This is a genomic window from Armatimonadota bacterium, assembly GCA_037138755.1.
Taxonomy (GTDB): Bacteria; Armatimonadota; Fimbriimonadia; order Fimbriimonadales; family Fimbriimonadaceae; genus Fimbriimonas.
Genome location: JBAXHT010000001.1, coordinates 1,896,545 through 1,922,017, shown reverse-complemented (window position 1 = coordinate 1,922,017; position 25,473 = coordinate 1,896,545). Strand labels below are relative to the sequence as shown.

General features: G+C 53.9%; 26 protein-coding genes. 5 read left to right on the top strand and 21 right to left on the bottom strand.

Annotated features, from left to right (window positions below):
• Both WCK51_09120 and mgtE read left to right on the top strand, forming a co-directional pair.
• A complete protein-coding gene (locus tag WCK51_09120) occupies window positions 1–537 on the top strand; it encodes an HD domain-containing protein (protein ID MEI7577042.1) in 537 nt (178 codons plus the stop codon).
• Between the two features lie 139 nt (window positions 538–676).
• Window positions 677–2,092 (top strand): magnesium transporter, encoded by a 1,416-nt coding sequence (mgtE, locus tag WCK51_09115; GenBank protein ID MEI7577041.1) that lies wholly within the window; start codon window positions 677–679, stop codon window positions 2,090–2,092.
• On the opposite strand, the gene WCK51_09110 is transcribed toward mgtE, so the two are convergent.
• From WCK51_09110 to WCK51_09095, 4 genes are read right to left on the bottom strand one after another with little or no spacing between them, the layout of a single operon-like run.
• Complete coding sequence (locus WCK51_09110) at window positions 2,089–2,643, bottom strand: hypothetical protein (GenBank protein MEI7577040.1); 555 nt, start codon at window positions 2,641–2,643, stop codon at window positions 2,089–2,091. The genes mgtE and WCK51_09110 overlap by 4 nt on opposite strands.
• Before the next feature lie 4 nt (window positions 2,644–2,647).
• Complete coding sequence (lon, locus tag WCK51_09105) at window positions 2,648–5,086, bottom strand: endopeptidase La (GenBank protein MEI7577039.1); 2,439 nt, start codon at window positions 5,084–5,086, stop codon at window positions 2,648–2,650.
• Entirely contained in the window at window positions 5,086–5,532 is a 447-nt protein-coding gene (locus WCK51_09100; protein ID MEI7577038.1) for an Hsp20/alpha crystallin family protein, read from the bottom strand. The genes lon and WCK51_09100 overlap by 1 nt, the downstream gene beginning before the upstream one ends.
• Window positions 5,533–5,542: 10 nt before the next feature.
• Entirely contained in the window at window positions 5,543–6,811 is a 1,269-nt protein-coding gene (locus WCK51_09095) for an MFS transporter (protein MEI7577037.1), read from the bottom strand.
• Window positions 6,812–6,909: 98 nt separating this feature from the next.
• Between WCK51_09095 and WCK51_09090 the strand changes: the two genes are divergently transcribed.
• Window positions 6,910–7,971, top strand: coding sequence for a glycosyltransferase family 4 protein (locus tag WCK51_09090; GenBank protein ID MEI7577036.1), 1,062 nt, complete (start codon window positions 6,910–6,912; stop codon window positions 7,969–7,971).
• Here the strand turns inward: WCK51_09090 and WCK51_09085 are convergent.
• The 5 genes from WCK51_09085 to WCK51_09065 form a co-directional block, all read right to left on the bottom strand.
• Complete coding sequence (locus WCK51_09085; protein ID MEI7577035.1) at window positions 7,968–8,456, bottom strand: fasciclin domain-containing protein; 489 nt, start codon at window positions 8,454–8,456, stop codon at window positions 7,968–7,970. The two genes, WCK51_09090 and WCK51_09085, sit on opposite strands and share 4 nt — an antisense overlap.
• Window positions 8,457–8,551: 95 nt before the next feature.
• The gene (locus WCK51_09080; protein MEI7577034.1) at window positions 8,552–11,992 is read right to left on the bottom strand and encodes an efflux RND transporter permease subunit; all 3,441 of its coding nucleotides are present in this window, start codon (window positions 11,990–11,992) and stop codon (window positions 8,552–8,554) included.
• Window positions 11,992–13,425 carry an efflux RND transporter periplasmic adaptor subunit gene (locus WCK51_09075; protein ID MEI7577033.1) on the bottom strand — a complete coding sequence of 478 codons (1,434 nt, stop codon included), beginning with the start codon at window positions 13,423–13,425 and terminating at the stop codon, window positions 11,992–11,994. Before WCK51_09075 ends, WCK51_09080 begins: the two co-directional genes overlap by 1 nt.
• Window positions 13,422–14,753, bottom strand: coding sequence for a TolC family protein (locus WCK51_09070; GenBank protein MEI7577032.1), 1,332 nt, complete (start codon window positions 14,751–14,753; stop codon window positions 13,422–13,424). Before WCK51_09070 ends, WCK51_09075 begins: the two co-directional genes overlap by 4 nt.
• Window positions 14,750–15,004, bottom strand: a complete 255-nt coding sequence (locus WCK51_09065; GenBank protein MEI7577031.1) for an AbrB/MazE/SpoVT family DNA-binding domain-containing protein — start codon at window positions 15,002–15,004, stop codon at window positions 14,750–14,752. The genes WCK51_09070 and WCK51_09065 overlap by 4 nt, the downstream gene beginning before the upstream one ends.
• A 196-nt stretch (window positions 15,005–15,200) precedes the next feature.
• Here WCK51_09065 and WCK51_09060 point away from each other — a divergent pair, with 196 nt between their 5' ends.
• Together WCK51_09060 and WCK51_09055 are read left to right on the top strand one after the other, a co-directional pair.
• On the top strand, window positions 15,201–16,754 hold the full coding sequence (locus WCK51_09060) for a hypothetical protein (protein MEI7577030.1): 1,554 nt from the start codon (window positions 15,201–15,203) through the stop codon (window positions 16,752–16,754).
• 42 nt (window positions 16,755–16,796) lie between these two features.
• Window positions 16,797–17,636 (top strand): hypothetical protein, encoded by an 840-nt coding sequence (locus tag WCK51_09055; GenBank protein ID MEI7577029.1) that lies wholly within the window; start codon window positions 16,797–16,799, stop codon window positions 17,634–17,636.
• 50 nt (window positions 17,637–17,686) lie between these two features.
• On the opposite strand, the gene rpmA is transcribed toward WCK51_09055, so the two are convergent.
• The 12 genes from rpmA to WCK51_08995 all read right to left on the bottom strand — a co-directional run bounded on the left by rpmA (window position 17,687) and on the right by WCK51_08995 (window position 25,451).
• Complete coding sequence (rpmA, locus tag WCK51_09050) at window positions 17,687–17,947, bottom strand: 50S ribosomal protein L27 (protein MEI7577028.1); 261 nt, start codon at window positions 17,945–17,947, stop codon at window positions 17,687–17,689.
• A gap of 21 nt (window positions 17,948–17,968) precedes the next feature.
• Window positions 17,969–18,283, bottom strand: a complete 315-nt coding sequence (rplU, locus tag WCK51_09045; protein MEI7577027.1) for a 50S ribosomal protein L21 — start codon at window positions 18,281–18,283, stop codon at window positions 17,969–17,971.
• A gap of 221 nt (window positions 18,284–18,504) precedes the next feature.
• The gene (gene flhB, locus WCK51_09040; GenBank protein ID MEI7577026.1) at window positions 18,505–19,569 is read right to left on the bottom strand and encodes a flagellar biosynthesis protein FlhB; all 1,065 of its coding nucleotides are present in this window, start codon (window positions 19,567–19,569) and stop codon (window positions 18,505–18,507) included.
• Between the two features lie 3 nt (window positions 19,570–19,572).
• A complete protein-coding gene (locus tag WCK51_09035) occupies window positions 19,573–20,343 on the bottom strand; it encodes a flagellar biosynthetic protein FliR (GenBank protein MEI7577025.1) in 771 nt (256 codons plus the stop codon).
• A gap of 118 nt (window positions 20,344–20,461) precedes the next feature.
• Window positions 20,462–20,620 (bottom strand): hypothetical protein, encoded by a 159-nt coding sequence (locus WCK51_09030; GenBank protein MEI7577024.1) that lies wholly within the window; start codon window positions 20,618–20,620, stop codon window positions 20,462–20,464.
• On the bottom strand, window positions 20,620–20,892 hold the full coding sequence (locus tag WCK51_09025; protein MEI7577023.1) for a flagellar biosynthetic protein FliQ: 273 nt from the start codon (window positions 20,890–20,892) through the stop codon (window positions 20,620–20,622). Before WCK51_09025 ends, WCK51_09030 begins: the two co-directional genes overlap by 1 nt.
• Window positions 20,893–20,931: 39 nt before the next feature.
• Window positions 20,932–21,693, bottom strand: coding sequence for a flagellar type III secretion system pore protein FliP (gene fliP / locus WCK51_09020; protein ID MEI7577022.1), 762 nt, complete (start codon window positions 21,691–21,693; stop codon window positions 20,932–20,934).
• Between the two features lie 3 nt (window positions 21,694–21,696).
• On the bottom strand, window positions 21,697–22,227 hold the full coding sequence (locus tag WCK51_09015) for a flagellar biosynthetic protein FliO (GenBank protein MEI7577021.1): 531 nt from the start codon (window positions 22,225–22,227) through the stop codon (window positions 21,697–21,699).
• 9 nt (window positions 22,228–22,236) lie between these two features.
• A complete protein-coding gene (fliN, locus tag WCK51_09010) occupies window positions 22,237–23,148 on the bottom strand; it encodes a flagellar motor switch protein FliN (GenBank protein MEI7577020.1) in 912 nt (303 codons plus the stop codon).
• A 4-nt stretch (window positions 23,149–23,152) separates the two neighbouring features.
• Window positions 23,153–24,178: a flagellar motor switch protein FliM gene (fliM, locus tag WCK51_09005; protein ID MEI7577019.1), complete on the bottom strand. Its 1,026-nt coding sequence runs from the start codon at window positions 24,176–24,178 to the stop codon at window positions 23,153–23,155.
• A 117-nt stretch (window positions 24,179–24,295) separates the two neighbouring features.
• Window positions 24,296–24,919, bottom strand: a complete 624-nt coding sequence (locus WCK51_09000; protein ID MEI7577018.1) for a flagellar basal body-associated FliL family protein — start codon at window positions 24,917–24,919, stop codon at window positions 24,296–24,298.
• A 49-nt stretch (window positions 24,920–24,968) separates the two neighbouring features.
• Window positions 24,969–25,451, bottom strand: a complete 483-nt coding sequence (locus WCK51_08995; protein MEI7577017.1) for a GNAT family N-acetyltransferase — start codon at window positions 25,449–25,451, stop codon at window positions 24,969–24,971.
• Window positions 25,452–25,473 lie beyond the last annotated feature (22 nt).

Here is a 25,473-nt window from a genome sequence, read left to right as displayed (position 1 = left end):
GTGGCAAAGGGAAAGTTAGAGCAGGCTATCGAGTTCGCGGTTATGGCTCATGCGGGCGATTATCGAGATGGTGACCTGCCTTTGCCTTACGTGAGTCACGCGATAGAGGTGATGTCCTTGCTCAGGTACGTAGGTGGAGTTACTGACGAAGATTTGCTTGTGATCGCCTGTCTTCACGATGTTCTCGAAGAAACCCAATATTCTGCTGCTAGCATTGAAGGAGTTTTCGGGAACAGAGTCGCAAGTGGGGTCGTTAACCTGACTCGATACGAACCCAGCGCGCTCGAACGTGGCGAGCTAACCGAGCAACAGGTTTGGGAGCTACGATCATCTATCCTGCTCGGAGAAATTTCTCAGATGCCCGAAGAGATTCAAGCGATCAAACTCGCCGACCGACTGGCGAACATCCGGCAAGCCAAAGTCACGAGAAAACCGAAGAAACTAGCACGATACAAGCGGCAAACCGAAGAAATTCTACGATTGATCCCTTCCTCCGTCAACCCCACGCTTTGGCAGGCAGTTTTTGACGAATTGTGACATTTCTGTGTACTTTTCTGGCCGCATCCTGCCAGAATTGTTATTGAATCCCACGCAGAGGGATACACCCAATGGAACCAAGTAGTACCGACTAGACGCCGCCCCAACCTTGGCGGCCCGACCGAAGAAGGAGCACGCCATGAGAACGGACGAAAACGCCTTAGTTGACCGCCTTTCCTACCTAGCCACGGAGCCAGACAAGTATGTGGTTCGTGCGGAGCTAGAAAACCAGCGCCCAGAAGACCTTGCGGACGCTTTGCAGCGTTGTGAGTTTGAGATTTCCCTTTCTGTTCTGCAAAAGTTGGACGCCGAGTCTGCTGCTTACCTACTGATCGAACTGCCAGACGACACGGCCCGAGATATTGTTACGCAGCTTCCGGACGCTACAGTCGCACACTATCTTGATATTCTTCCGATGGATGATGCTCTCGCTTTGCGAGAATATTTGGAAGACGAACGATTTGAGGCACTTCTTAACGTTATTCCGGACCAAGATGCTCAAGAGATTCGGCGCCTGCTGAGCTATCCCGAATTCTCGGCTGGTCAGATGATGACCGAAGACTTCGTTGCGGTTATGCCGACTGACTCAATGTCTGACGTACTCGATTTGATTCGAACAACGAACGATGAAGAATTTGAGACGGTCAACTATATTTACGTCCTTTCCGAAGATCGCCACCTTCTGGGACTTCTCACCCTAAAGCGAGTCATTCGCTCCAAACCCTCGGCTCTTGCTCGCGAGGTGATGGTTGAGGATGTGATTACAGTGCCAGTCACAACCGAAGAGGAAGAAGTGGCGCGAACTCTGGCCCGCTACGGATTCTCGGCAATTCCGGTTTTGGACGAGCGCGGTCGTATGCTCGGAATCGTTACGGCAGACGACGCCCAAGAGATTCTTGACGAAGCTCACACCGAGGACGTTCTCATGCTTGGTGGCGTCTCGGGTGATGCGGAGAACTATCTCTCATTGAGCGTTATTGAACTCATCAAGCGGCGACTGCCTTGGCTCGCTGTGCTTTTTGTGGCCGAGTTTTTGACTGGAAACGTATTGCGGTACTACCTGGGGAACCGGGCGGATTCTGACCCAAGTGCTTCGCTGGCTATCCTTGCAAAGCTTCAACTCGTTATTCCTCTGTTGATTGGCGCGGGAGGCAATGCCGGGTCTCAGGTGACAACAACGATTACTCGTGCCCTGGCTCTAGGCGAGATTCGGTCCTCGGATTGGTTTAGGGTCCTTCGCCGGGAATTTCTTGTCGCGATGTGTATTGGTCTGCTCTTAGGAATATTTGGCTTCATCCGCTGTGTAGTGAAAATTCCAATCATCGGCTGGGGTTCGCCCTTGCCGTTAGCTATCGTTGTCGGATTTGCCCTCCCGGCAATCATTGTATGGGCAGCTACGGTTGGCTCTTTACTCCCGATCGGGGCAAAGCGCGTAGGGGTTGATCCGGCGGTGATGAGTGCCCCGTTTATCTCGACCTTTGTCGATGCCACGGGGCTAATTATCTACTTCGAGATTGCGCACAAGGTTCTGGCGACGTTCGGAATGTCGTTCTAAAAGACCGGAACCGGGCATGGGCTTGGGAAGTGAGTGTTATCGTAAACCGGGACCCCGATGGACTGACCGTATTTTACAGCTCTCGCCACGATTCCTCTGCCGTCCATTTGCATATGACCCGTCGATTGAATGGTCTGCTTCTCCAATATCATCAGAGGAGCCCGCTGCTGTTTCCAGTGAAGAACGATGTAGTAGTTGACGCTAATACGATTTAGCAGGCTAGGCTCGGCTAGCTCAACAATGGCATCCAGGTCAGTTGTTGGACCCGCCCAAAGTCGAGGGATGAAACCTGGCCCCTGACGTCGGCGGTACTGCTTCGTCCGACAATCGAACCGAATTCGAGGCACGGAAAAGTGCGCCCAGATTCCAGAAAAGCAAACTGCCCCCCACAAAAGCACTGCCTGAAAGGAGCCACCAAGGAGCGCCGACAGCGCAAAGAAGCCGCCACCATAGATGCATCCGTAGACGAGTGCCATGTAAGGCAGCGCAGCCTCAAACGTCAGAAATCTTTCTTCTCTTGCGTAACGACCAGAGATCGGAGTTTCGAGCATTGGCTTACTTCTCCAATGCGAGCTTTAGAACCTCGTCGCCCGTCTTAACGAAGTAAGTTTTGAGCTGCTTTTGGACATCCGCTGGGACGTCTTCGAAGTAGTCCTTTCGGTTCGCTTCCGGCAGAATCAGTGTCGTGACACCTGCACGAAGCGCAGCGAGTACCTTCTCTTTGATGCCTCCGACGGGCAATACATTTCCACTGAGGGTGAATTCACCTGTCATCGCCAGACGATCCTTCACTTTGCGCCCTGTCAGCAGCGAAACCAAAGCAGTGAGCATGGTCACACCCGCACTTGGGCCGTCCTTCGGAACGGCACCAGCCGGGACGTGAACATGTATCTCCTGTTTCTCGAACTGTTCGCTAACCAAACCAAACTGATCGGCGCGAGAACGGATATAGGTCAGAGCAGCGCTCACTGACTCCTTCATCACGTCACCCAACTGCCCGGTCACCATCATGCCCTTCGAACCCGGCATTTTAGAGGTCTCGATGAAGAGGACGTCTCCACCCACCGGAGTCCATGCCAAACCGATAGCTACACCCGGAACCATCTCTCGTTCGGAAACCAAATCATGTACAAACCTAGGTGCACCTAGCGACTTCTCTATAAACGCCGGCGTGACCACAACTTTCGCACCCCGACCCTCGGCAAACATCCTGGTCGCCTTTCTCGTGACCGAGCCAATTTCTCGCTCTAGGTTTCGCACTCCCGCCTCGCGAGTGTAATGCTGAACCAGAGCTACAACGGCCTCGCGGTTCCATTGCAACCTTGACGCCTTCAGCCCATGCTCCTCGGTTTGTTTCGGAATCAGGTGGCGCACCGCGATCTCTATCTTCTCTGCTTCGGTGTAGCCGCCGAGTTCGATGATCTCCATTCGGTCACGCAGTGCAGCCGGAATCGTATCTAGCCGATTCGCTGTGGCGATAAACATCACGTTCGACAGGTTGAACGGAACATCCACGTAGTGATCCCTAAAAGTCGAGTTTTGCTCCGGGTCAAGGACTTCCAGCAATGCTGAAGACGGATCACCCCGATGGTCTGAGCCGATCTTATCAATCTCATCCAAAACCAAAACCGGATTGTTTGATTCAACTCGTCGAAGAGCCTGAACGACCTGGCCGGGCATGGCTCCGATATAGGTTCGTCGATGCCCGCGCACCTCTGCTTCGTCGCGCATCCCGCCGAGTGAAATCCGAGCGTACTTGCGACCGAGAGCATCCGCTACCGAACGGCCCAGTGAGGTTTTCCCTACTCCAGGAGGACCGACTAAACACAGGATTGGTTGTCGCAGACGTCCATCCGTCTTCACCTTCCGAACCGCCAAAAACTCAATGATCCTATCTTTGACCTTTTCGAGGCCGAAGTGATCGCCGTCCAAGACCGACTGCGAATGTCGCAGGTCGAGATTGTCTACCGTCGACTTGTGCCACGGCAAAGCTAAAACCGTATCCACGTAAGTTCTGGCCACCGAGTATTCCGGCGAGCCCGGGTTCATGCGCTTCATTCGGTCGTAGTCTCGTCTGACTTCTTTATCCGCCTCTTCCGGAAGCTCCGCTGTCTCAATCTTGTCTCGAAGCTCATCCAGCTCTTCAGCGCGGTCGTCGTACTCACCAAGCTCCTTCTGAATCGCTTTTAGCTGCTCGCGCAAGTAGTAATCCCGCTGAGATTTGCTGAGCTCATGATTGACTTCTGTCTGAACCTTGGAAGCAAGTTCCAGAACGCGAACCTCCTTAGAGAGCATCGAAAGCAACTTCTTGAGCCGCTCCTCAAGGTCCGCCGTCTCCAAGATTTCTTGCTTACTGGCAACGTTTAGGGACATGTGGGCAGCAACCAGGTCTGCCATCACGTTCGGTTCGTTCACCGCCTGAGTCAAGGATCGCAGCTCGTCCGGCAAGCCGGGCGAAAGTCGAATCGCTTGGTCAAACAAGGCGGAGACTGATCGTTTCAACGCCTCAAGTTCTTCTTCGCTGTGCCCTTCGGTGGCAGGTTCGTCAATCAGCTCGATTCGCGCTCGCAGGTAGGGCTCCTCCGAAAGTCGCTCCACGATTCGGAAGCGCTGAACCCCTTGAACGATGAGCCGAACTGTGTCGTTCATCTTAACCAAGGTTCGGATGATGACGGCGCAGCCGTACTCGTAGACTCCTTCAAACCCAGGCTCATTGAGCGAAGGATCGCGCTGGGCGACAACGCCAATCACCCGATTTGAATTTGATACCGATTCATCGATGAGCTGAATCCCATTCTCTCGAGACACCGAAAGCGGAGCGATGAGCATAGGATAGACCACACTGTCCCGCAGCGGAAGAATGCTTATCTCCTCCGGCACAACCGGTTTTGGCTGGTCATCCTCGGCGGCATCAATCGCCGCGATTGCCAGCGAGGCCTCAAGGTCGAGCTCGTTCGCAATATCTTCTTCTATGGGGAGTTTTACTTCAGACATCAGTTTTCGCGTACGACCAGTTTGATGGTCCGCGCGCCCGCTTTTGGAATCAAGACGATGAGTAACCCGTGGCGGAAGATCGCCCGCATTTCGTTGGTATTCAACTCAACCTGGGGTAACCGCACTTCGCGCTCGAACTCGCCGTAAAGAATCTCTAATTGATATACGCCGACCCGGGCTTGCTCGGAGTCAACATCCTCGTCTCTTCTGCCCCGAATCACGACAGAATTTCGCTCCTGGATGTAGATCACATCGACGCCAGCCGTCGATACTCCGGCAATTTCGGCCTTAAGCACGATGCGGTCCGTCTCTTCGATAAGATCGACCAGAGGTTCCCAGACTCGCTTTGCCGCGACTCTTGGGCGCGGCCCGCCGAGCTCCTCGCTCAGCTTCGCAAGATCGCCACCACCTTGCCAAAACAGCTCCTCAGATTCGCGCCTCGCCATTTCTTCCCTTCTATTCTGACTCCAAACGCAGCCGCAATAGCCAAGAAGCCGTCGCGAGACCACCGGTTAGTCCCGCCGCCCAAGCGAGGGCTATCTTGAGACCATGATGCTCGGCTAGTAGCCCGAAAGGGTACACACCAAGCGGCCCTACGCCGCTAAGAGCCCAGATGTGCATCGAGAGCACCCTACCCCGTAGCCGTTCAGGCGCGATGAGCTGAAAGAGCGAGTTGCAAGTGTTAAACAGAGTGACGCTCGCCATCCCAAGCATGACGAGAATGCCGAAGACTAGGAAGCGGTTCTCCAAAAGCGCGAGCCCGGCAAGGCCAACCGCCATTGCGGTGATCGCACCGCGCACCAAGTAGCCTTTGATGTGTAGGTCGGCCGTTTTTGCTGTCAGCGTCAGGGCTAAGATTGAGCCGACACCGACCGCAGTGTAAACGTCTCCCACGCCTCTTGTCCCGAGATGCAAGATGTCTTTTGCCAGTGCGGGAAGTTGGACAAGATAGAACAGAGCGAACAAAGACACCCCAGTTTCTAGATAGAAAAGTGCCTTGAGCCGGGGCTCCTGCATCGTGTACAGATACCCTTCCTTCAGCAAGTCTCCAATCGGTTCGCCCTTGCCTTTGCTCATCGAGAGTTGGGTGCGGATCGCAAGGGTTGCGATCACGAGGGCAGCAAACGAGATTCCGTTGACGAGATAGCAAGCCTGAACTCCGATGGTGGCTAGCAGAATTCCTCCGATGGCAGGCCCCACCACCCTGGCAAGATTGAACGTGAGGCCCTGGAACGGAATCGCCACTGGCAGGTCCTCTCTAGGAATCGTATCTGCAATCACCAACTGCCGAGCCGGCATCTCAAGGCACGATACGGTGCCGCCCATCAGGGCGACAAACACCAAAATTTCGATCGGCATGTTTCGCCCCATGCGTAGATAAGAAAAGAATACGATAAACGAACCCAAGGCAAGCATCACTTGGGTCCATATGAGTAGCTTACGACGGTCAAACCTATCGACAATCGACCCGCCGAATGGACCGAGGAATGTGACGGGAACCATCCCACAGAACGAAATCAAAGCCAGTTTTTCCTTGCTCTGAGTGATATCGTAGACCAAGAATCCTTGTCCAACGTTTTGCACCCAAGAACCAATGAAGGAGAGGAATGCGCCCATCCACATGATCCTGAAATCCCTGTGTCGAAAAACGCGAACGAACTTAGAGTCTGGGGCAAACAAGAAGTCAAAAATGCGGCGATTCAACGGACCGTTTTCCGACTCCATACTATCAGTATGACCCCTATCGTTTGAACCTGCTCGGGCGGTACAATCCTGTGGGGCGAGGGGCTTTGTCGGCTGATTCAAATCTAAGAATTCTGCAAATGTGCTCAAGCAGCGCCGTTTCTGGTGCTGAACGGCACGTTTTCGCGCTCTCGACTAACTTGCGTCACCGCGGGCATTACGTCCAAGTCATCACTCCTGGTCCCGGCTGGTTGCCGACTGCGCTCTTTGAAGAGGAGATTCCGAACCACCAAATCGGAATGCGTGGCAGAGGCTGGCTGAACACACTCGGCTACACCGTCAAACAAATTCGCAAGCAAAAGATTGACGTCGTCCACACCCACCTTACGCGAACGGCGTACATAGGCCACGCGGCTGGTTTGATCACTCGGGTGCCAATCATCACCTCCGTTCACATCGCTAACAACGATAACATCTACCGCCGTTTAGCGCGAAAGCACAATCGGCTGATCGCGGTTAGCGACTTCGTCCGCGGGATGCTCCATGGTCGAGGTGTTCCGGATCGATACATTGACACCGTCTACAACGGAACCGATTTGCTGGACATTCCGCACACCGATCCAAGAATCACCAAAGACACTCTTGGGATCGAACAAGACAAAAAGATTGTCTCCATCGTAGGTCGGATTTGCCGAGAGAAGGGGCATGTTGAGATGATTCGGGCGATGCGAGGAGTTGCCGCCCAACACCCAGATGCGCACCTCATGTTCGTTGGTCGGGTCGTTCCTGGCTTCGAGAAGGAACTGGAAAGCGAGCTGACCAACGCAAAGCTCCACCAAAGGGTGACACTCACCGGTGAGCGACAGGACATTCCAGCTCTGCTGGATGCGGTTTCGATTTCGGCGATGCCTTCCTACATCGAAACGTTTGGAGTTGCTGCGGTAGAAGCAATGGCTCGTTCCAAGCCAGTGGTAGCGTCGCGCGTCGGCGGTTTACCGGAAGTTGTCAAAGACGGCCACACCGGAATCCTGGTCGACCTCGAACCAGACGACATCGCCAAAGCCGTTTCTTACCTGCTGACAAATGACAACGAGCGCGAGGCCATGGGCATTCGCGCTCGTCAGGCAGTCGAGGAACGATTCACCACCCAGAGGATGGTGGATCGCTTCGAGGCAATTTATGCCAAAGCCGCCCGAAGTTAGAGCTTTGCGGCGACGGACGGAGGAAGAAGAACCGAGTCGATCACGTGAATCACGCCATTGCTGGTCATGATGTCGGCCTTAACAACCTTTGACTTGTTAAAGAAAGCGCCACCGTGAAGGTTGATCTTGACACTCTCGCCCTGAACGGTCTTGACGGAGCCTTCCTTGAGGTCGGTCGAAAGAACCTTTCCGCTGATAACGTGGTAGGTGAGGACGCTCTTCAAGAGTTCCTTGTTACCTGCGAGCTTCTTGAGAACTGCCTTTGGAACCTTTGCGAAAGCGGCATCGGTTGGGGCGAGGACAGTGAAAGGTCCTGCACTCTTCAAAGTCTCAACGAGGCCAGCGTCCTTCACGAGCTTGACGAGGGTCTTGAACGATCCTGCAGCTACCGCAGTGTCAACGATATCTTTTTCGTTGGTGCGAGCTGGGATTGCCGCAACCATCAGGATTGCAGAAAGTGATAGAATGGAAGTGCGAATCTTCATTGGTTTGTTTCTCCCCCCGGCTTATCCGGAGTGGTAGGAAACTCTACGGTGGCCCAGGATCAGAAGTTAGCTTCATTTTCCTGGGCATTTTACTGTCAGACCGATTCGACTTCTTCTTCCGCTTCGATTTCGCCCGCTTCGTCGGTGATCGCACCTGATTGGTAGCCTTGCGGGCCGCCAAAGCTCAGCGGCTTCTTCATCCATTTCGCGAACAAGTTCGACAGATCGTCAAAAATTGTGTACGAACAAGGGATGACCACCAGGGTGAGAATCGTCGAAAGGATGATTCCTCCGAGGACGATGGTTCCGATGCTCTGGCGGAACTCGGAACCCCGTCCAAGAGCCATCGCAACCGGAAGTAGGCCAAGAACCAGTGCCAGGGTAGTCATTAAGATCGGTCGCAATCGGGTTGGGCCCGCTTCGACTAGCGCATCATGTCGGCTTCTGCCGCGTTCACGAAGTGTGTTCGTGTAGTCGACCACCAGAATTGCATTTTTGCCAACCAGACCAACGAGCGCAACAATTCCAATAAACCCGATGACGCTAAACGCTTGGTCTGTGATCACCAACGCCAGAAGCGCACCAACCATCGCTTGCGGCTGGGCAAGCTGAATGATGAAGGGATAGAGGTAGTTGTTGTACAGGGAGGCGAGAACGGCGTACACCAGGAAGATTCCGAGGAAAAGAGCTGAGAACAAGAAGATTCCTTCCCGTGCTTGGGCATCTGCCTCTCCGAGCTGTCGGAGCTGAACGCCTTCTGGCAACAAATTCTTGTCCTTGATCCACTTATTGATTTCTCCGGCGACCACGCCGTTGGCGAAGCCTGGCAAAAGGTTCGCCGTGACCTGAATCTCTTCAGCTCGGTCGCGGCGGTTGATCGCCGTGAAGCCGGGAGCTTCGTCAAGTCGAGAAACTGAGCCGATATAGACCGGACGACCCTGGTTGAACCGAATTGGAACCGTTGCGAGCGTGTCGCGATTGTTTCGATCTTCATAGTCGAGCATGACCCGAACACCATACTCACGGCCCTCAACGCGCATTTTGCTATCGTCGTTACCCTGGTACATCGTACGGATCACGCTTCCCATCTGGGTTGCGTCAACACCGAGGTCAGCCGCTTTGCGATAGTCCGGGAGGAGCCGGATTTCGGGCTTACCGGACTTGACGCTGACGTCAGGCCCAATAACGCCTTTGATCTCACCTGCAGCAAGTCGGTCTCGAATATCGGCCGCAGTCTTGGTGAGCAACGCCCGGTTATCCGAGATCAGTGCGAGCTGAATCGGAGCACCGAAGTTGAACCCCGAGACGCCTGAGATCCGGACCTCAGCTCCAGCGATCTTTCCGACACCCTTGGTGAGGTCCGCAACGATGGATGGAGCCTTTCGGGTGCGAAGCTTCTCGTGAGAACCCAGCACTCGGTCAATGAATGACTGTCGGTCATACAGCGTTCCGGTCACTTCTGCGAAGTTGGTGGCGTTGCTATCGTTAGCCCGCGCTCCACTTTGCTTTCCAACTTCCGTGATTGTGAACTTGATGTCGGGGTTCTTGACGAACTGCGCCTCGACAATGCGAGCGACCTCGTCCGTCTTTTCTAGCGAGGAACCAACCGGCAGCTCAATCGCCGCCTTGATTTGAATTGGATCGGTGCTTGGAACGAAGGAGAACTTGAAGACTGACTCCTTCTTCCATTGACCGAACATGTGTCCGCCGACCGCAAAAACCGGGAACATCAGCCCGAACAGCACAGCTCCCCAAATAGGGCGGAAAGTAAACCGCTTGTGAACGAAGAAGCCTATGAGGGAGGCAAGAATGCCGCCAGCAACATAGATCACCTGTAACGGCATCGCTGTCTTGATCGCACCAGCCACATTCGCCGCACTTCCTCCCGCAATCAGCATGATGACGCCGAGCAACAGCGAGTTACCAGCAATAAACGTGAACCAACGATGATTCAGGCACCACTCCAAGATTCGGCGATACCGGTCCTCAAGCCGAGCGAATCGCTTCTCAAAGCCCTTGGCAAACCATCCCGTGGGGTGCTCGATATCCTCGCCTCGCTTGTACCAGCGAGCCGCCAAGAGCGGCGTCAGGGTGAAGGAGACGAATAGGGAGAACAGAACCGCGAAGACATAAGTCAACGACAGAGATTTGAAGAACTGACCAGCGATACCGCCGGCAAACGCAATTGGCAAGAAGACGACAACGTCGGCAAGCGTGATCGCGAGTGCCGCAACGCCGATCTCATTTCGACCGTTTACCGCCGCGTCTCGTGGATCCTCACCCATCTTGAGGTGCCGGAAGATGTTCTCTAGAACAACAATCGCGTCATCCACTAGAACGCCAATCGCAAGCGACAGGCCGAGCATCGAGAGCGTGTTAACAGTAAAGCCAACTGCGCGCATGACGATGAAGGCACCGAAGATACAAGTCGGAATTGCCAGCGCGACGATGAGCATTCCTCGGAAGTTATGGAGGAAGATGTAAACAATTCCTGCGACCAAGAAGACGCCAAAGAAAAGCGAGAACTGAACGTCTTTCAGAGCTTCGTCAACAGTTTTGGACTCGTCAAACGCCGCCGTAAACTTGAGTGGGAACTCCTTCTCAAGCTTGGTGATCAATGCTTTGGCCGCGGTATTCACCTCGACCGTGTTCCCTTCCTTAGTCTTTTGAATCGAGACAACGACGGTGTCTTCGCCGTTCAAACGAGCCATTCGAGACCGTTCCTCAACCGAGTCAACAATTTCAGCAACAGCCCCAAGTGGAACCTGCTTGGCCTTCGCCTGCGGGTTATTGGGGTCGTTGACTTTGATGACGACGTTTTCGACGTCGGCGACTTTTGTGAAGTCACCTTTCACGCGGACCGAAACATCTTGTCCACCGGCGACAAACTTTCCACCGGGAACGTTAGCGTTCGCACTTTGCACAGCGCTGAGCACATCCGAGACTCCGACACCGTACTGGAGGAGCTTGTCCTTCTTGATCCGAACCTGGATCTCGCGCACGTCACCGCCGCTCAGCTGAGCTTGGGCGACCCCGTTCACCTGGCTGAACTTGTCGATGATCTTATCTTCCAGCAAGTCCCGAAGGTCGCGGCTGCTGAGTTTGTCGGAGCTAACGGCAAGCGTCAGAACCGGGGTCGAGGAGTTGTCGAACTTTGCAACAACCGGCTTGCGAGCGTCCTTCGGAATCGAGTTGAGAATTCCATCAACCTTGGTTCGGATGTCGTTGACAGCGCTCTCCGTATTCACACCCAGTTCAAGCTGAATCGTCACAACAGAGATTCCTTCCTGCGACTGTCCCTGGACTTCGCGGATTCCGTTAACTCCGGAAACTGCTTGCTCAACCTTTCGGGTGATGAGCTGGTTAACGTCCTCAGGTCCCGCGCCTGGGTAAGCGGTGGTGACAACAACTGTCCCGAAGTTGACCTCGGGGTTGTTCTCTTTTCGCATTCCGGAATAGGAGATGAGGCCGATCAGCACCGTGGTGATAACCAGGACGAAGATGAAAATCGGCCTTGAAAGTGCCAGTTTTGTCATTACTTCACAACCTTGATGACTGAGCCATCAACGAGCCCTTCTTGTCCTTTGGTGATAAGTTGGGCGGTGCTCGGCAGGCCTGTCACTTGAACCATGTCGCCGACCCTCAGGCCGACCGTCACGAAGACTCGCTTTGCCTTTGTGCCTTCGGCAACAACCACGTAACGCTTTCCATCTTTAGTCAGGACCGCAGAATCCGGAACCACTATTGCGCCAGGAATTCGGCTGATGATGACTGAGCCCTTTGCAAACATTCCTGGCCGAATCTGACCGCTGCCGTTGGTGAAAACAACGCGAGCATTAAACAATCGTCCTACCGAATCGCCTTGCGGGCTGATCGAAGCGACCTTTCCACTATAAGTTCCTTCACCCGCGTCGGTTTTAATGTTGACCTGAGTTCCGATCTCGACCTTACCAATCTTGTCCGAGGGGATTTGGCCTTCAAAGTAGATTCCTTGCCCACCAACGATCTTCGCAATTGGGGTTCCGGGAGCGACCACGGTTCCACTTTGAACCGGCTTACCGTAGATCTTTCCGCTGAACGGAGCCCGGATCGAGGCTTCTCTGAGGTTCTTTTCGGCGACGGCTAGCTGAGCTCTTGCCGACTGCACCTGGGCTTCGGCAGTTCTGACTTGGTCGGTTAGGGTCACGTCGAGGCTCTTCGTTGCCTTGGCTGAGGCAACTCCCTGTTCCGCTTGCCGGACGGCCTCTCGCGCAGTTTCGATGTCCTCGGGCCGGATTGCGCTTTTACTGATGGAACTTGCGGCGAGCGCGTTCTCGTACTGCGCAAGAGCCGACTCGTACCCATTCTTCGCTGTATCCAACTGGGCCTCCGCGAGAGCACCCTCTTTCACCAAGGTTCGCACTCGATCAAGGTTCTTCTTCGCGGTCTCCAAGTTGCTCTTAGCTGCACGGAGGTTGTTGGTCGCTTGCTCCTGCTCTTCGGGCCTCGCGCCTTTCAGGGCTTTGGCGAGTTGAGCTTTTGCCGACTTGAGGGCGGCTTCCGCTTGGCGAACCGCCGCCGTCGAACGGCTCGGCGAGAGTCGTGCGCTCGCTCGCGCCTGGTTCAGCTGGGACGTCGCCGAAGCGAGTCCCGCTCGTGCCTGGGATACCGATGCTTGTAGGTTCTCACTATCCAGGACGGCTACCACTTGGCCTGCCGAAACCGACTGCCCGTCGGTGATATAAACGGCAGCGAGCTTTCCGCTCCCGACGGCAGAAATCGTTCCTTCGTCGCTCGTTACAACGTCACCGTTAATGTTGATCACGTCCTCGATGTCTTCAACTTTAGGTGCCGAAACTACAACAGATTTGGATGGATCGGAAAGAATCTTTCCGGTCTCTGCTGCGTCCTTTTGCGCCTGACGATCTACGCAGCCCGAGGCTCCGAGGGCAACCGCCAATGCCAAACCAAACAAACTCCCCTTTCTCACTTTTTCTTCTTTGCTCCCTTTGTAAGACTTGCTTCGTAAGCCCGAAGCGCGGCGTCGATATCGTCAGCGCCAATCGCATGCTGAAGGTCAGCGTGCGCGGCATAAAAGTCGAATTCGGCGTTAATCAGCGCGTTTCGCGCGTTCACCAGCGTCGTTTCCGCGTCGATGATCTCCAGAACAGTTCCCTCTCCGGCGTCGCGTCTGACCCGCGCAATGCGGGCGACTTCGGTAGCCAGCCGGAGCTGCTCGGTTGCAGCGGTCTTTCGCGCTAACGCGTTCTCCATCGTCGTTAGCGAAGTCCTCACTTCCTGAGAGATCCCAAGACGGATCTGAGCAAGTTGCTGGGTCGTCTGATAGATTTGCTCTTCGGTCTGAGCCTTCTTGGCCCGAGCAACTCCTGAGTCGAAAATTGGGATCGAAAGAGCAAGCGATGTGGTGTTGACTTCGCGAACTGGGTTAAACCCTTCCGGGTCGAGCGCTTGTTGATTCTGGATAGCCAAGTTTAAGCTCGGCAGAAGTCCCTGACCCGCGAGTGTCTTTGCCGCATCCAGAGCCTTGACAGTGTTGCTAAACGAGAAGACTTCTGGCCTGGTTTGCTGTCCAAGATTCACTAGTTTCTCTAGGCCAGTCTCGGGCCTTCCTGGGGCTTTGACGTCGGTAACTTCAAATTCGGTTTCGATCGGTCTAGCCAGTTGAAGATTCAAAACTTGCTTTGCGACTTCGTAGTTATTGGTTGCATTGAGCACGTCCGAATCTGCCGACGCCTTCTGAGCTTTCAGCCGCTCGAGGTCGATTCTGGCAATCGCGCCTTCTCGGAGCTTCTTCTCTGCAACTTCAACTTGAGCTTGGATGCTGACTTGTCCCTGCTGGGCCACCTTGACCAGATTCTTGGTTCGCAGTGCCTGAAGGTAAGCCTTTCGGACCGCCTGGCGAAGATCATTCTCTGCAGCCGTTCTGGTGTTTCGCGATGCCTCAACTCCCGCTTCGGCGCCCTTCTTGTTCTTGTTCCAGAACCCAACGATGTCGATTGGCATCGTTAACTGCGAGGTCCAGGTGTTGGTGTCGATAGGAACAAACGTAATCTCCTGGCCGCCCAGATTTCCGCGCTGTGGCTGCCCAAATCGAACGTAATTGTAGTTCGTCGCGATCCTTGGCCCAGTCGCACCCTTAGCTTCCTTAACCTTCTGCTCGTTGCTTCGCACGGTCGCGTCTGCGTTCTTGATGGCGAACGAGTTTTGCGCCGCGATCAGAATCGCCTGTTCAATAGTCAGCGTATCTGCGGGTGCAAACAGCACTCCGAGAGCCATGCTTAGTCCTGTCAATGTCATTCGTCTTCCCCCTGTTTCATACTCGTCTCAACTCGCTGGATGCCTGCCGTGAACTCGTCCAGGAACTCGCGCACAGCGTCGAGCTGAAACATCATGAGCCCCTTGTGGATCGGGTGCCGCATAATCAGCAACTTATCTCCGGGGCTAATCCCCAGCTCATGCCGCGCCTCCGCTGGAATCACAATCTGCCCCCGGTCCCCGACCGTGGCAGAGCCATAAAAGGCGTCATCGAAATTAAGTCCACACTTCATGTTGCTCAAAGATGTATGAAATGTATGATAGCACACACCTGTACGAGTTGACTGATGAAACGTACGAGGTTTAGGATTTGGAGGTTGCATGGAACAGAAAAGTTAAATTTCTAGATATTTTTGCGCTATTTCCACAATTCCCTGTAAGACTATCATATAATGCAAATTGACATGAACCGAAGTACCCCCCCCCGCCATGTGGAGTTTCGTCGCTAAGTCTGCCGTATCAGTCGTAGCGGCACTTTCCCTAATCTCAGCTGGAGCTGCACAGTCGCCGGGAGGAGGAGGGCAAGGCTCGGGAGTAGTCCTCAACAATGGTCAGTTCAAGATTACTGAAGTTGTAACTGGGCGAGGCACAGGGCAGTTCATATCTTTGTTCGGTACGACCCCGACCGCGTTTTTCGCTGCTTCGGCTTCCGCAGGAGTCGACGGAGTGGAGGCAACTGCAAGAGGCGAGGGCACTGGGAAGCGAACGGTTACAATCGAATGGATTGGATCCGGAGCACCACCCCAATACGGATTCGTAAAGCTGTCTTCGGTTGCAAATTATCAAAAGTCCGAAGGCGCAACCGTTGAAGTCGCCCTCGGTCTGCCACTGGTCGCTCCACGACCAGAAGACATCATCCGGCCTATGCCAGAAATCGTGACGATCATCAGAGGGCAAAAAATCGCCAAACTGAAACTGGATACAAATGGCAAAGCGGTGATCGAAATTGAAGGTGGCATCAAAGTGACAGCAGCAGGAACGCAGGGCAACGGCTTCAACGCCGGTGCGCAGGGTGACTGGCGCGCAGAGGCCACTTTAGATTTGAAAGCACTCGGGCTAGCTAAGAGTACGTCCAAGAGAGAAGTCTCAATTATTGGTACACACGAAGGTCCGGGATACCCTGTACCGGCTGGCGGGACAGACTACGAGCGGCAAGAGGCGCACGTCGGAGTCTCAGTGATTGAAGAAACCGGTTATGGACTCCCGATGCCAGTCTACGAAGTGGGTGTCATAGATACTCTTATCGGAATTTCCAGGCTAGGCTCTTGGACCACAAGTTGCAATCCGTCAGTAAGTGTCACCGGGGTCGGAACGGCAAATCGCGTGGATGACGAGCAATCCGGCATTTGCTTTGGTGTCAGGTATGTGTACAATTCGGGGCAATCAGGATTGCAAAACCTTTGGCATTCGCCCGTAGCCACGGAGATCAAGGCAAAACAAACTGACACAGGTTCTGATAATCCGGGCCCTTTCACAGGCAGTTTGAAGATGTATATTCACGCGCCCAGTGAGCTTTTAGAAGGGGTGAATTTTACTCGCACTTCAGGTTGGACTCAGTGGGCCGTAAAACAACAAGTAGGCAGTGCCACGGTGGCAGGGCGACTAACTTTTGTTGGACAGACCGCCGTAATGACTGCAGATGTCGGACAGGACACGACAACCGGATTTCCCGTCGAGGTGTCCGGAGGAATTGAGTTTCCGATCTGGAAAGAGTTAACGGTCAATTTTGATATCTCTAAGGCAATAGGTGAGGAGCAGGGATTCTCGTCTACCACAGGACTCGAACTCGGAATCGGTCCTTGCACAGATCCCGTCGAAAAGTGGAAAATGTTCTGCAGGACAACAACCCAGCACCGAACTCGCTATCAGGCTCGATATGAGGCGGGTGGCTACACAGGTGACTTTCACGACACAATCGATAATACGGGTCCGGCCGAATTAGAATTTGAAGTTCGAAAAGTAGCGTCTGGGCTGGCTGACTAGCGGAGTTTCAAAGACATGGGAATTAATTTACTCGTGGGGGTTATGCTTCTTGCCCAGACCGAACTGAATGGGCAGGAAGTCTTCCCCAAAGGATTCATCGACTATCGTGGCGAGCTTTCAATCTCTGCGCTGGCAAAGGTCACTCCGCAGTCGGAGACATATGAATTCAAGGGGACGTTCGCAGAAAACTCCAAACGGCTGGCGGAACTGCCAATTACTCCGCTCAGAGTAAAAATTCTCTTCGACTCCGCGCGGGATGAAGGCAGAGTTAAGGAATTCTCTCGCTTCGTGAAAGCCTGGCCATTCAGAAAGGCTCGCTCGTCAAACGCCGTAACGGAGAACTTATCCCTCTGTTATGCCGCAGCAGTCACCGAATCCTACTTTGACGCGGTTGGACGCACGTCACAATTCCCAACTCTGCGATTTAGTGGCGATTTCAAGGGCCTTCGACCTTCTAAGTTGTTACACCAAAACTTGGCTTTAGTCGCTACTGGTCAGAACAACTTAGGAGCCGAACTTCGACCGGTTATCGCTGAATGCAAAAAACTGCACCCAGACGAGCCGTTCTTTGCATTCGCGCTCGCACAGGAATACACTGCCGCCTACCGACGATCTGGTGATAAGTCCATACGACCAGAACTCAACTCGAACTACCCGTTGGTGCTGGCAACATGTGAAGCGGCACTAAAGCGATGGCCTGATCGCAGCGTATTTCACCTGTATGCGGGAATCGCGCTCAAGCCCATGAAGCGGTACGACGAGGCATTGAGACACTTGTATGTTTATCGAGACTCCATGATTCGCAAGGGCGGAACCCGATTGGCTAATGTGAACCTGCGAATCGCAGATATCGAAAAACTACGAGGGCAGCAAAAACAGTAAAGCCTTGCCAGTCTCATAGACTGGCAAGGCCAAAGGCTCACTGATCTAACTTACGCAGCCTGAGCTTCGTAAACTGCGACTCGGCGCTTGTTCTTCGGACCTTCGAACTTGACTTGACCATCAATCAAGGCGAAGATGGTGAAGTCGCGACCGATTCCCACGCCAGGACCTGGGTGGAACTTGGTGCCGCATTGTCGGACGATGATTGCGCCCGGCTTGACGACTTCTCCGCCGTACTTCTTAATTCCGCGTCGCTTACTGTTACTGTCGCGACCGTTTCGAGTTGAACCTTGACCTTTCTTATGTGCCATAAATTGCTCCCTTAAATCCTTTTACTTGGCGACGACCTCGGTCACCTTGATGTGGGTCTCCGGCTGTCGGTGGCCCCATCGCTTTCGCTCATTCTTCTTTGGCTTGTAGTTGAACGCGTTGATCTTCTTGGCTTTACCCTGTCGAACGATCTCTGCAACAACCTTAGCACCCTTGATGAATGGGCTACCGACCACGGTCTTATCGCCATCAACAACGGCAACCACTTCGGTCAGTTCCACGGACGTTCCAGCTTCGCCTTCGAGCTTATCAACGATGATCACGTCGCCCTTTGAAGCTACATACTGCTTCCCACCGGTCTTCACAATGACTTGCATAATCCTAAATCTCCGTACTCGTCTCGACGCAGGAAATCCGTCGGCGAGGGCGCGAACATCTATTATGTCTGATGGTTGTCGCTCTTTGCAACCCATCTGGAGTGCGGAAACTTGTTCCCGCTTTCGATTCTAGCGATTCATCGCGGCCGGAGTTGGTTATCATCTCCACGCCGAGCAAGCTCGGCTGATCCAAAGCGGAAACATGTTTCCGCACTCCAGACCTACCTCCGAACCTTCTTGACGCTTCGGTAGACATACGCTAGAACCTCTGCCACGCCACCAAAAAGCTCGCGCGGAACGAAGTCTCCGATCTCGCACTGTTTGTATAACGCTCGCGCGAGCGGAACGTTCTCAACCACCGGAACCTTGGCCTCCGCCGCTATCTCCCTGATCTTCAGAGCAAGGTGGTCGACACCCTTCGCCACGACAACCGGAGCGTGGTTCTTTGCTGCGTCGTACTGGATCGCAACCGCAAAGTGGGTCGGGTTCGTGATGATGACATCGGCGGACTTGACTGCTTGCGATGTCCGCATCTTCATGATCTGTCGTCGCCGCCGCGCCATCGCGCCTTTCAGTTCGGGCGAAGTTTCCGCGTCCTTGTACTCCTGCTTCACCTCTTCCTTCGTCATCTTGAGTTGCTTCAGAATCTGCTGCCGCTGGAACATATAGTCCACCGCAGCTAGAACCAACCAGGCGATCCCGACTCGAAGGCTCACTGTTCGCGCCACCTCGCCAATGACTCCAAAGGATTCAGCCGGGGTCAGCGTCCAAATCATCGCGAGCCGTTGCCAGTGGGACAGCAGCGATGTGTAAACCAAGAACGAAAAGAGAAATAGCTTGACGATGCCCTTAAAGGCATCAAAGATTGCCGGTTTGCCGAATAGCCGTTTGAACCCGTTCATCGGATTCAACTTCTGGAAGGTCGGCTTCATCGCCTCGGGAGAGAAGGCAAAGCCGACTTGAGCAACGTTTCCCGCAACTCCTACGATCATCGCAACGCTCATCAGCAGCGCGAGCGCAGGCAAGATCGGAAACATTGCCGCTTTGGTCACACGCTGAATTCCTCCAACTGTAAGCTCAGTGGAACTCGTTGTAACGGCAGCTTTGAATCCTTCCATGAAGCCGGTGAACCCCATGCGAAAAATTGCGGGAATCGCGATCAGCAGCGCGAGCCAAACGAGAGCGCCGATCAAATCGGTTGACTTAGTGACCGTACCTTTCTTGCGCGCCTCGCGCTTCCTACGGTCTGTTGGCTGTTCTGTCCTTTCTCCTGCGGATTCTGCCATCTGTTAGCCTCCAAAGATCTTTCCGATCAACTCAGCGGAACGGGAAATCCCCGCGTTGGTTGCTGCCACCAGGGCAGGAAGGGTCATTGAAACGGCGGCAATACCCAGCCCAAGCTTCGCCGGAGTGCCAATCTGAATCGGCTGAAGCTGAGGCAATGCCTTCGACATAAGGCCGAGAGCTGCGTCGATAATCATCGAAACGCCAAGCACTGGCGCGGCAATTTGAACCGAGATGAGCATGCCCTGGGCGATCAGTTGCATGATCCCGTTGTGAATCATTCCCATGTGATTCGCGGTGAGAGTCGGGGCGGTTTGGTAGCTTTTGACAATGGCCTGGATGACGATGTGGTGACCGTTCATTGCCAAGAAACACATGATCGCGAGCATCGTCTTGAATTGCCCCATCACCGAAACCTGAATTCCGAGAACCGGATTGAGCGTCTGGCTCATACCCAGGCCAATCTGGAGGTCCAAGAACGAGCCGGCCATCGTCGCGAAATGGATCGTCATCTGCATCAGGAGTCCGATGAGGAGCCCTGCGCCGACTTCATTGAGGAGTGCCATTAGCATTCCACCAAGGTGCTCCGGTGCTGGTCCGATTTTCGCTTGAACGACCATGCTCAGTGCTGCGCTCAGTGCAAGCGAAGTAAACACTCGAATCTGTACCGGTGTGTTTTGGGCTCCGAAAAGCGGCGACGACAAGACCGCCGCACTGCATCGCACAAACACGATGAAGAACGCATACAGGGCCTGGAAGTCGTTGAGGGGGGGCATTTTGGTGGTTAACGGTTTGAAGTTTGAGGTTGGAGGATAGTAGTTCGATTCTCCGCAGTACCTCCCTAAGATTAGGGAGGTCGGTAAGCGAAGCGAACCGGGAGAGTTGATCGACTTACTACTTCTCCGAGGGTGTCATCTGATCTGATTCGTTCATTAGATTTCTGAATAGGTTTTTGAGGTCAAAAGAGTAAGGCAGCTCGGTCTCACCATTCGGTCGAAGTCCGCCCTCGATGACGGTCAGCCGCACTGGCTGTTCAACGGCTTCCAACTGCATTATTGCCACCCGATATTCGCCGCACGTTGGAAGCAGAGGTGGACGAACTGGACCAGCGTGGTCAACATCCAGTTCCCCATGAACGCCGTCGCCACTCCCACTCCAATGAGTTTGGGAACGAAGGCGAGCGTTGCTTCCTGAATCTGGGTCACCGCCTGGAAGACGGAGACGATGAGGCCGAGAAAGAGCGCGGTGGCGAGCACCGGCAGCGAGACAAGAAGTCCGGTCTGGAGTCCGAGTCGCGCGGTATCGAGAGCGAGAGTTTGGTTCATTGCAAAGTCTTGAGTCTTTGGTCTTCAGTCTTAGGCGGGCTATCTGTACCCGGCTAAGATCGCGGAGACTAGGGTCCCCCAGCCGTCGGCAAGTACGAAGACCAGCAACTTGGCAGGCAGGGAGACAATTGAGGGCGGGAGCATCATCATTCCCATGCTCATGAGGCCGCTGGCCACGACGAGGTCGATGATGAGGAACGGGATGAAAATATAGAAGCCAACGATGAAGGCGGTCTTAAGCTCGGAGATCACGAAGGCAGGAACCAGCGAGGTCAGCGAAACTTCCTTCTTGGTCGCGGGCTTCTCTTTCCGAAGATCCAAGAACAGCTTCAAATCCTTCTCATAGGTGTTCTTCAGCATAAAGTCTCGTACCGGGCCGCTGGCTCGCTCTAAGGCGACCTTCTGGTCAATCTTCTTCGCAAGCATCGGCTGAATCGCAGTGTCGTTCACCTTCGTCCAAGTTGGCCCCATGACGTAGAACGTCAAGAACAACGACAGCCCAATGACCACCTGGTTTGGTGGAATTGTCGGGGTGCCCAGAGCCGTGCGGATGAAGCTAAAGATGATGACGATACGAGTAAACGCCGTCGTGAGAATCATCAAGGCCGGTGCCAATGAAAGCACCGTCAGCATCGCCAGAATCTGCAACGAAGTCGCAACTTCAGTATTGCCACCACCTGGGTTAATTTTTGCTCCAGACTGAGGAGCGCCCAAGCCGATACTAATAGAGGGGATCCCTGCTTGAGCGGATGCGATACCCACCAAGCCAAGTACCAGAATGATCCATAGAAGCTTTTTCATGGGTTATCTCATCAATTGATTCAGTCGTTGAAGCGCGATTGCAGCTTCGTTCTCTTCGGCAACACTAATTGCGGCCCGCATCTGATCCATCGAAGGCGGAGTCGGAAACTCGAGCTCAGGGGCGGCTTCGACCATCTCCATAAACGTCGGCCCCGGATCGTTCTTCGGTGCCTCGCCCAAGTCAGCCAGCGTTGAAATCGTCGTCGGAGTCGATCCAAGAAGCAAGGTTCGTCCTCGGACGGTCACCAAGTGAATCGAGCCACCAGCAAACGAAGCCGACTCCTCGACCTTAATCGCCGAGTTCAACCCTGTCGAAAGCTTGGAACCGTACTTTGCCATCATCTTCGGCAAGAACAGCTTCATCAGAATCATCACGACAAAAACCGCAACCACCATCTGGAGCAGACCACCGCCCGAACTCGCGGTCGGGGTGAACTGGGTGGCGGACTCGCCTTTTGTGCCAAGCATTCCGCTCTGCGCAGCCGAAACCGCAGCAGAAACCAAGAGGGCCGGCAGAGCGAAGAAACGTAACATCAAATCCTCTTAAGCAGCGGCGTCCATTCGGAACCGCTCAGCCGGGTTCAGAATTTCGGTGATGCGAACACCGAAGTTGTCTTCGATAACCACAACTTCACCTTTGGCAACCAAACGTCCGTTAACCATCACGTCAACTGGCTCACCTGCCGCCTTATCCACTTCAACTATCGAACCAGTTCCGAGGTCAAGAACGTCGCGAACGACCATCTTCACCCGCCCTAGTTCGACTGAAATTTCCAACGGCACATCAAGTAGCACGTCCATCGAGGAATCGTGCTCAAAGGCAGGCTTAGCAGATCCTCCGATCATGGGCATTCCGCCCATCTGCATCGCAGGAATTCCTGGCACTCCAATCGGGGCCTCTTCCTCCTCGTCTCCGCCGACGATCTGCTTCGCAGTATCGTCGTCCATCAGCCAAAGAATGACGCCCGTCTCCTCGCCAATCTGCATCGCAATGTTGCAACGCAGAACCGAAGGAGCGTGGGCAAGGTTATCGGCGAGCTGGATCATTTGGTAGCGGATGCTCATGCCCGTTGCAACCACGGTGTCAAGCAGCGCGTTTCCAAGTCCTAAACACAAACCTTGAACAATCGACTCGGCGAAGGGCCGAACTTCGGCCATTACGTCATCATCGACTTCTTCCCAAGACATCCCTGTGACGACTTTTGCAACTTCAAGAACTGTCTCGGGCCGAACCAGGATCATTTGCATCGCTTCGGGGTTGTTGGCCATCGCGAACTGGATCGCAAGGATGTTCCCTGCAAGCTCGGCCGAAACCTCGGATACGTTAGCCCGCATTGCGATCGGCGATGAGAACTTCGCCGGGACCGGGGAGTTAGAACTGACGGTTTCGCCGACGGTCTCCCAGATCGACGGTAGCAGCTCGCTAAATTGTTGAATGAGTTGTAACTGAGTCATGTTCTTACTGCTGGATAGGTTCGGTAATGGAGAAAACGTAGCGCTTGCCATTCATCATCGGTCGCCCTTTGAATTTCGGCACGTTAGCAATCATAAAAGTGAGGTCCTTTTCAGTCATCTGGTCGAGCTTGATCACATCGCCAACCTTGACCTCCAAAAACTCTTCAAAAGGAACAACCGCTTTACCCAAAAGCACCTGACAAGGCACTTCGGTGGCGGTGACCTGGTTCGACACAAGTCGACGAATCGCTGGACTCTGCCGCTTGCCGCTTGATGCAAACCACTTCTGAGCACTGAGCTTGATCGTGATCGGTTTGAGAACCAGATAGGGGATACAGATGCTCATCGCCGTCCGCATCTCGCCAATTTTGACTTCAAAGAGGATGACAAGCACGATGTCATTTGGCGGGGCAACACTAACAAACTGGCTCGAAGTCTCTAGACCGTCCACGCTTGGCGATACAACGACGACGCCTTCCCATGACTGCTTGAGTGCGCCGAGCATTCGATCCAAGATAGAACGAACAAGAGGCTTTTCGATGTCAGTGAGAACACTTCGTTCCATGGGACGGCCAGGGCCGCCAAGCATCTTGTCCACCAAAGCAAACATCAGCCCCATCTCGCACTCAACGACAATCTGACCGTTCAGCGGAGGAAGCGAGACGATTCCGAACACCGAAGCACTGATTGATCGCAAGTACTCGTCGTAGGGAATCTGCTCCATCGAGATCATTTCGATGTTGATTTGCGATCGAGTTTGAGCCGAGAGTGCCGATCCAGCCGCTCGAGCGAACGTGTCATGGAGCATGGAGAGCGTCCTAAGCTGATCCTTGGACAGCTTGTCTGGACGCCTAAAATCGTAAACCTCGTAAGAGTAGTTTTGCGTCTTCGGGGCACGTGCTCCGCTTCCTTTTGGCTTAGGAGCACCACCACCACCCATCGGCGAACTACCACCGCCACCACCGCCGGATTCGGCGCCGAGCGTATTCAAGAGTGCTTCTATTTCGGCTTGTGATAGGATGTCTGACAACTGCGTTTCCCCAAAAGGTCTACAGTTGATTTCGGCACAACCCCCAAATTCTTAAGGGGAAACGGCAAAAAACCTAGAGACTTGCTCTAGGTTTTGCCCCACTCTCTGCTTCGACGATTACTGCGTTGCAAATGCTTTGAAGAAAACTTTCAGAATCGGACCCTTTGCGGAGTGCCAGCCCTCTGGGATTTCTTCTTCCTCGACGGGTTCTTCGTCATGACTCGACTTCTTCTTGCCGTGACTAGCCCCTGCGTCCTCGTCACTCTTTTTCTTTTTCTTCTTGGTGTCCTTATCGGACTCCTCTTCCTCTTCGGGTTTCTCTTCGTGGAAGATCTTGTTCAACTTCGCGGCAATCTTCATTTTCATCGCCGTGAGATGAGCTTCGGTAAGGGTTTCTTCTTTCTTGGTCGACTTGATCACCGTGATGACGGCGTCGGCCACTTCACCAGCATGAGCATCAAACGTTGCCGCCTGGAATCCTTCCTTGGGAAGGAACGCAACTTTGCAACGGGCGTAGGTCATCCCGTCCGCTAAGTTGATCGTGAACTCGTCCTTCATCTCGAGCTCAGCATGAGCCAACTTGATTTCAGGCTCCTTCTTCTTTTCTTTGCCCTTGCCCTTCATCATAAAGAAGCCGCCTCCCCCAAGGACGAGCACCAAAGCCAGGATAATTGGTAGCTTCCCGCCTTTCTTCTTTCCGCCCTCTGCGCCTTCTTCTTTCTTTTCTGCTTTCGCTGACATAACTCCCTCTCCGTGCCTAGTAGGTTCCACAGCAGGTAATCGTGCTGACCTAGTGTTTTTGCGAGAGTTGCTTTTCAAACCGATGGACAGTTCCGTCCTCCGGATCCTCAAACACTCCGACGAACTCGAATCCGTTCTTTTGAAGCACCATTTGCGATGCCGGTGCAATTGGGAGAGTATTGGCTCGTACAGTGGTTGCGCCCATCGAAGAGGCGTACTCACAGAGCCAGGTCGTGATTTGAGTGGCCACTCCTTGACCCTCAACTTCGGGAGCGACTCCGTAGCCGATCTCCGTCCAACCTTCCAAAGGTGGATCCTTAAATGCTCCCGACCCGACGACCAGACCGTTACGGATTGCGAGGAACCCCAACCACTCGGGTTGTTTTGCGTACTTTTCAACGATGTCCCTCAGGAACTCTTCCGGGAGAAGGGCACCTTCTGCCGCGGTCAGACCCGTGGCATCAAGGAACTCTTGATGCGATCTTGCCATCATTTGGAAGTCCTCAACCGAGATCCATCGCTTTGTCAGCACGCCTCAGTGTAACCCTCGGCAA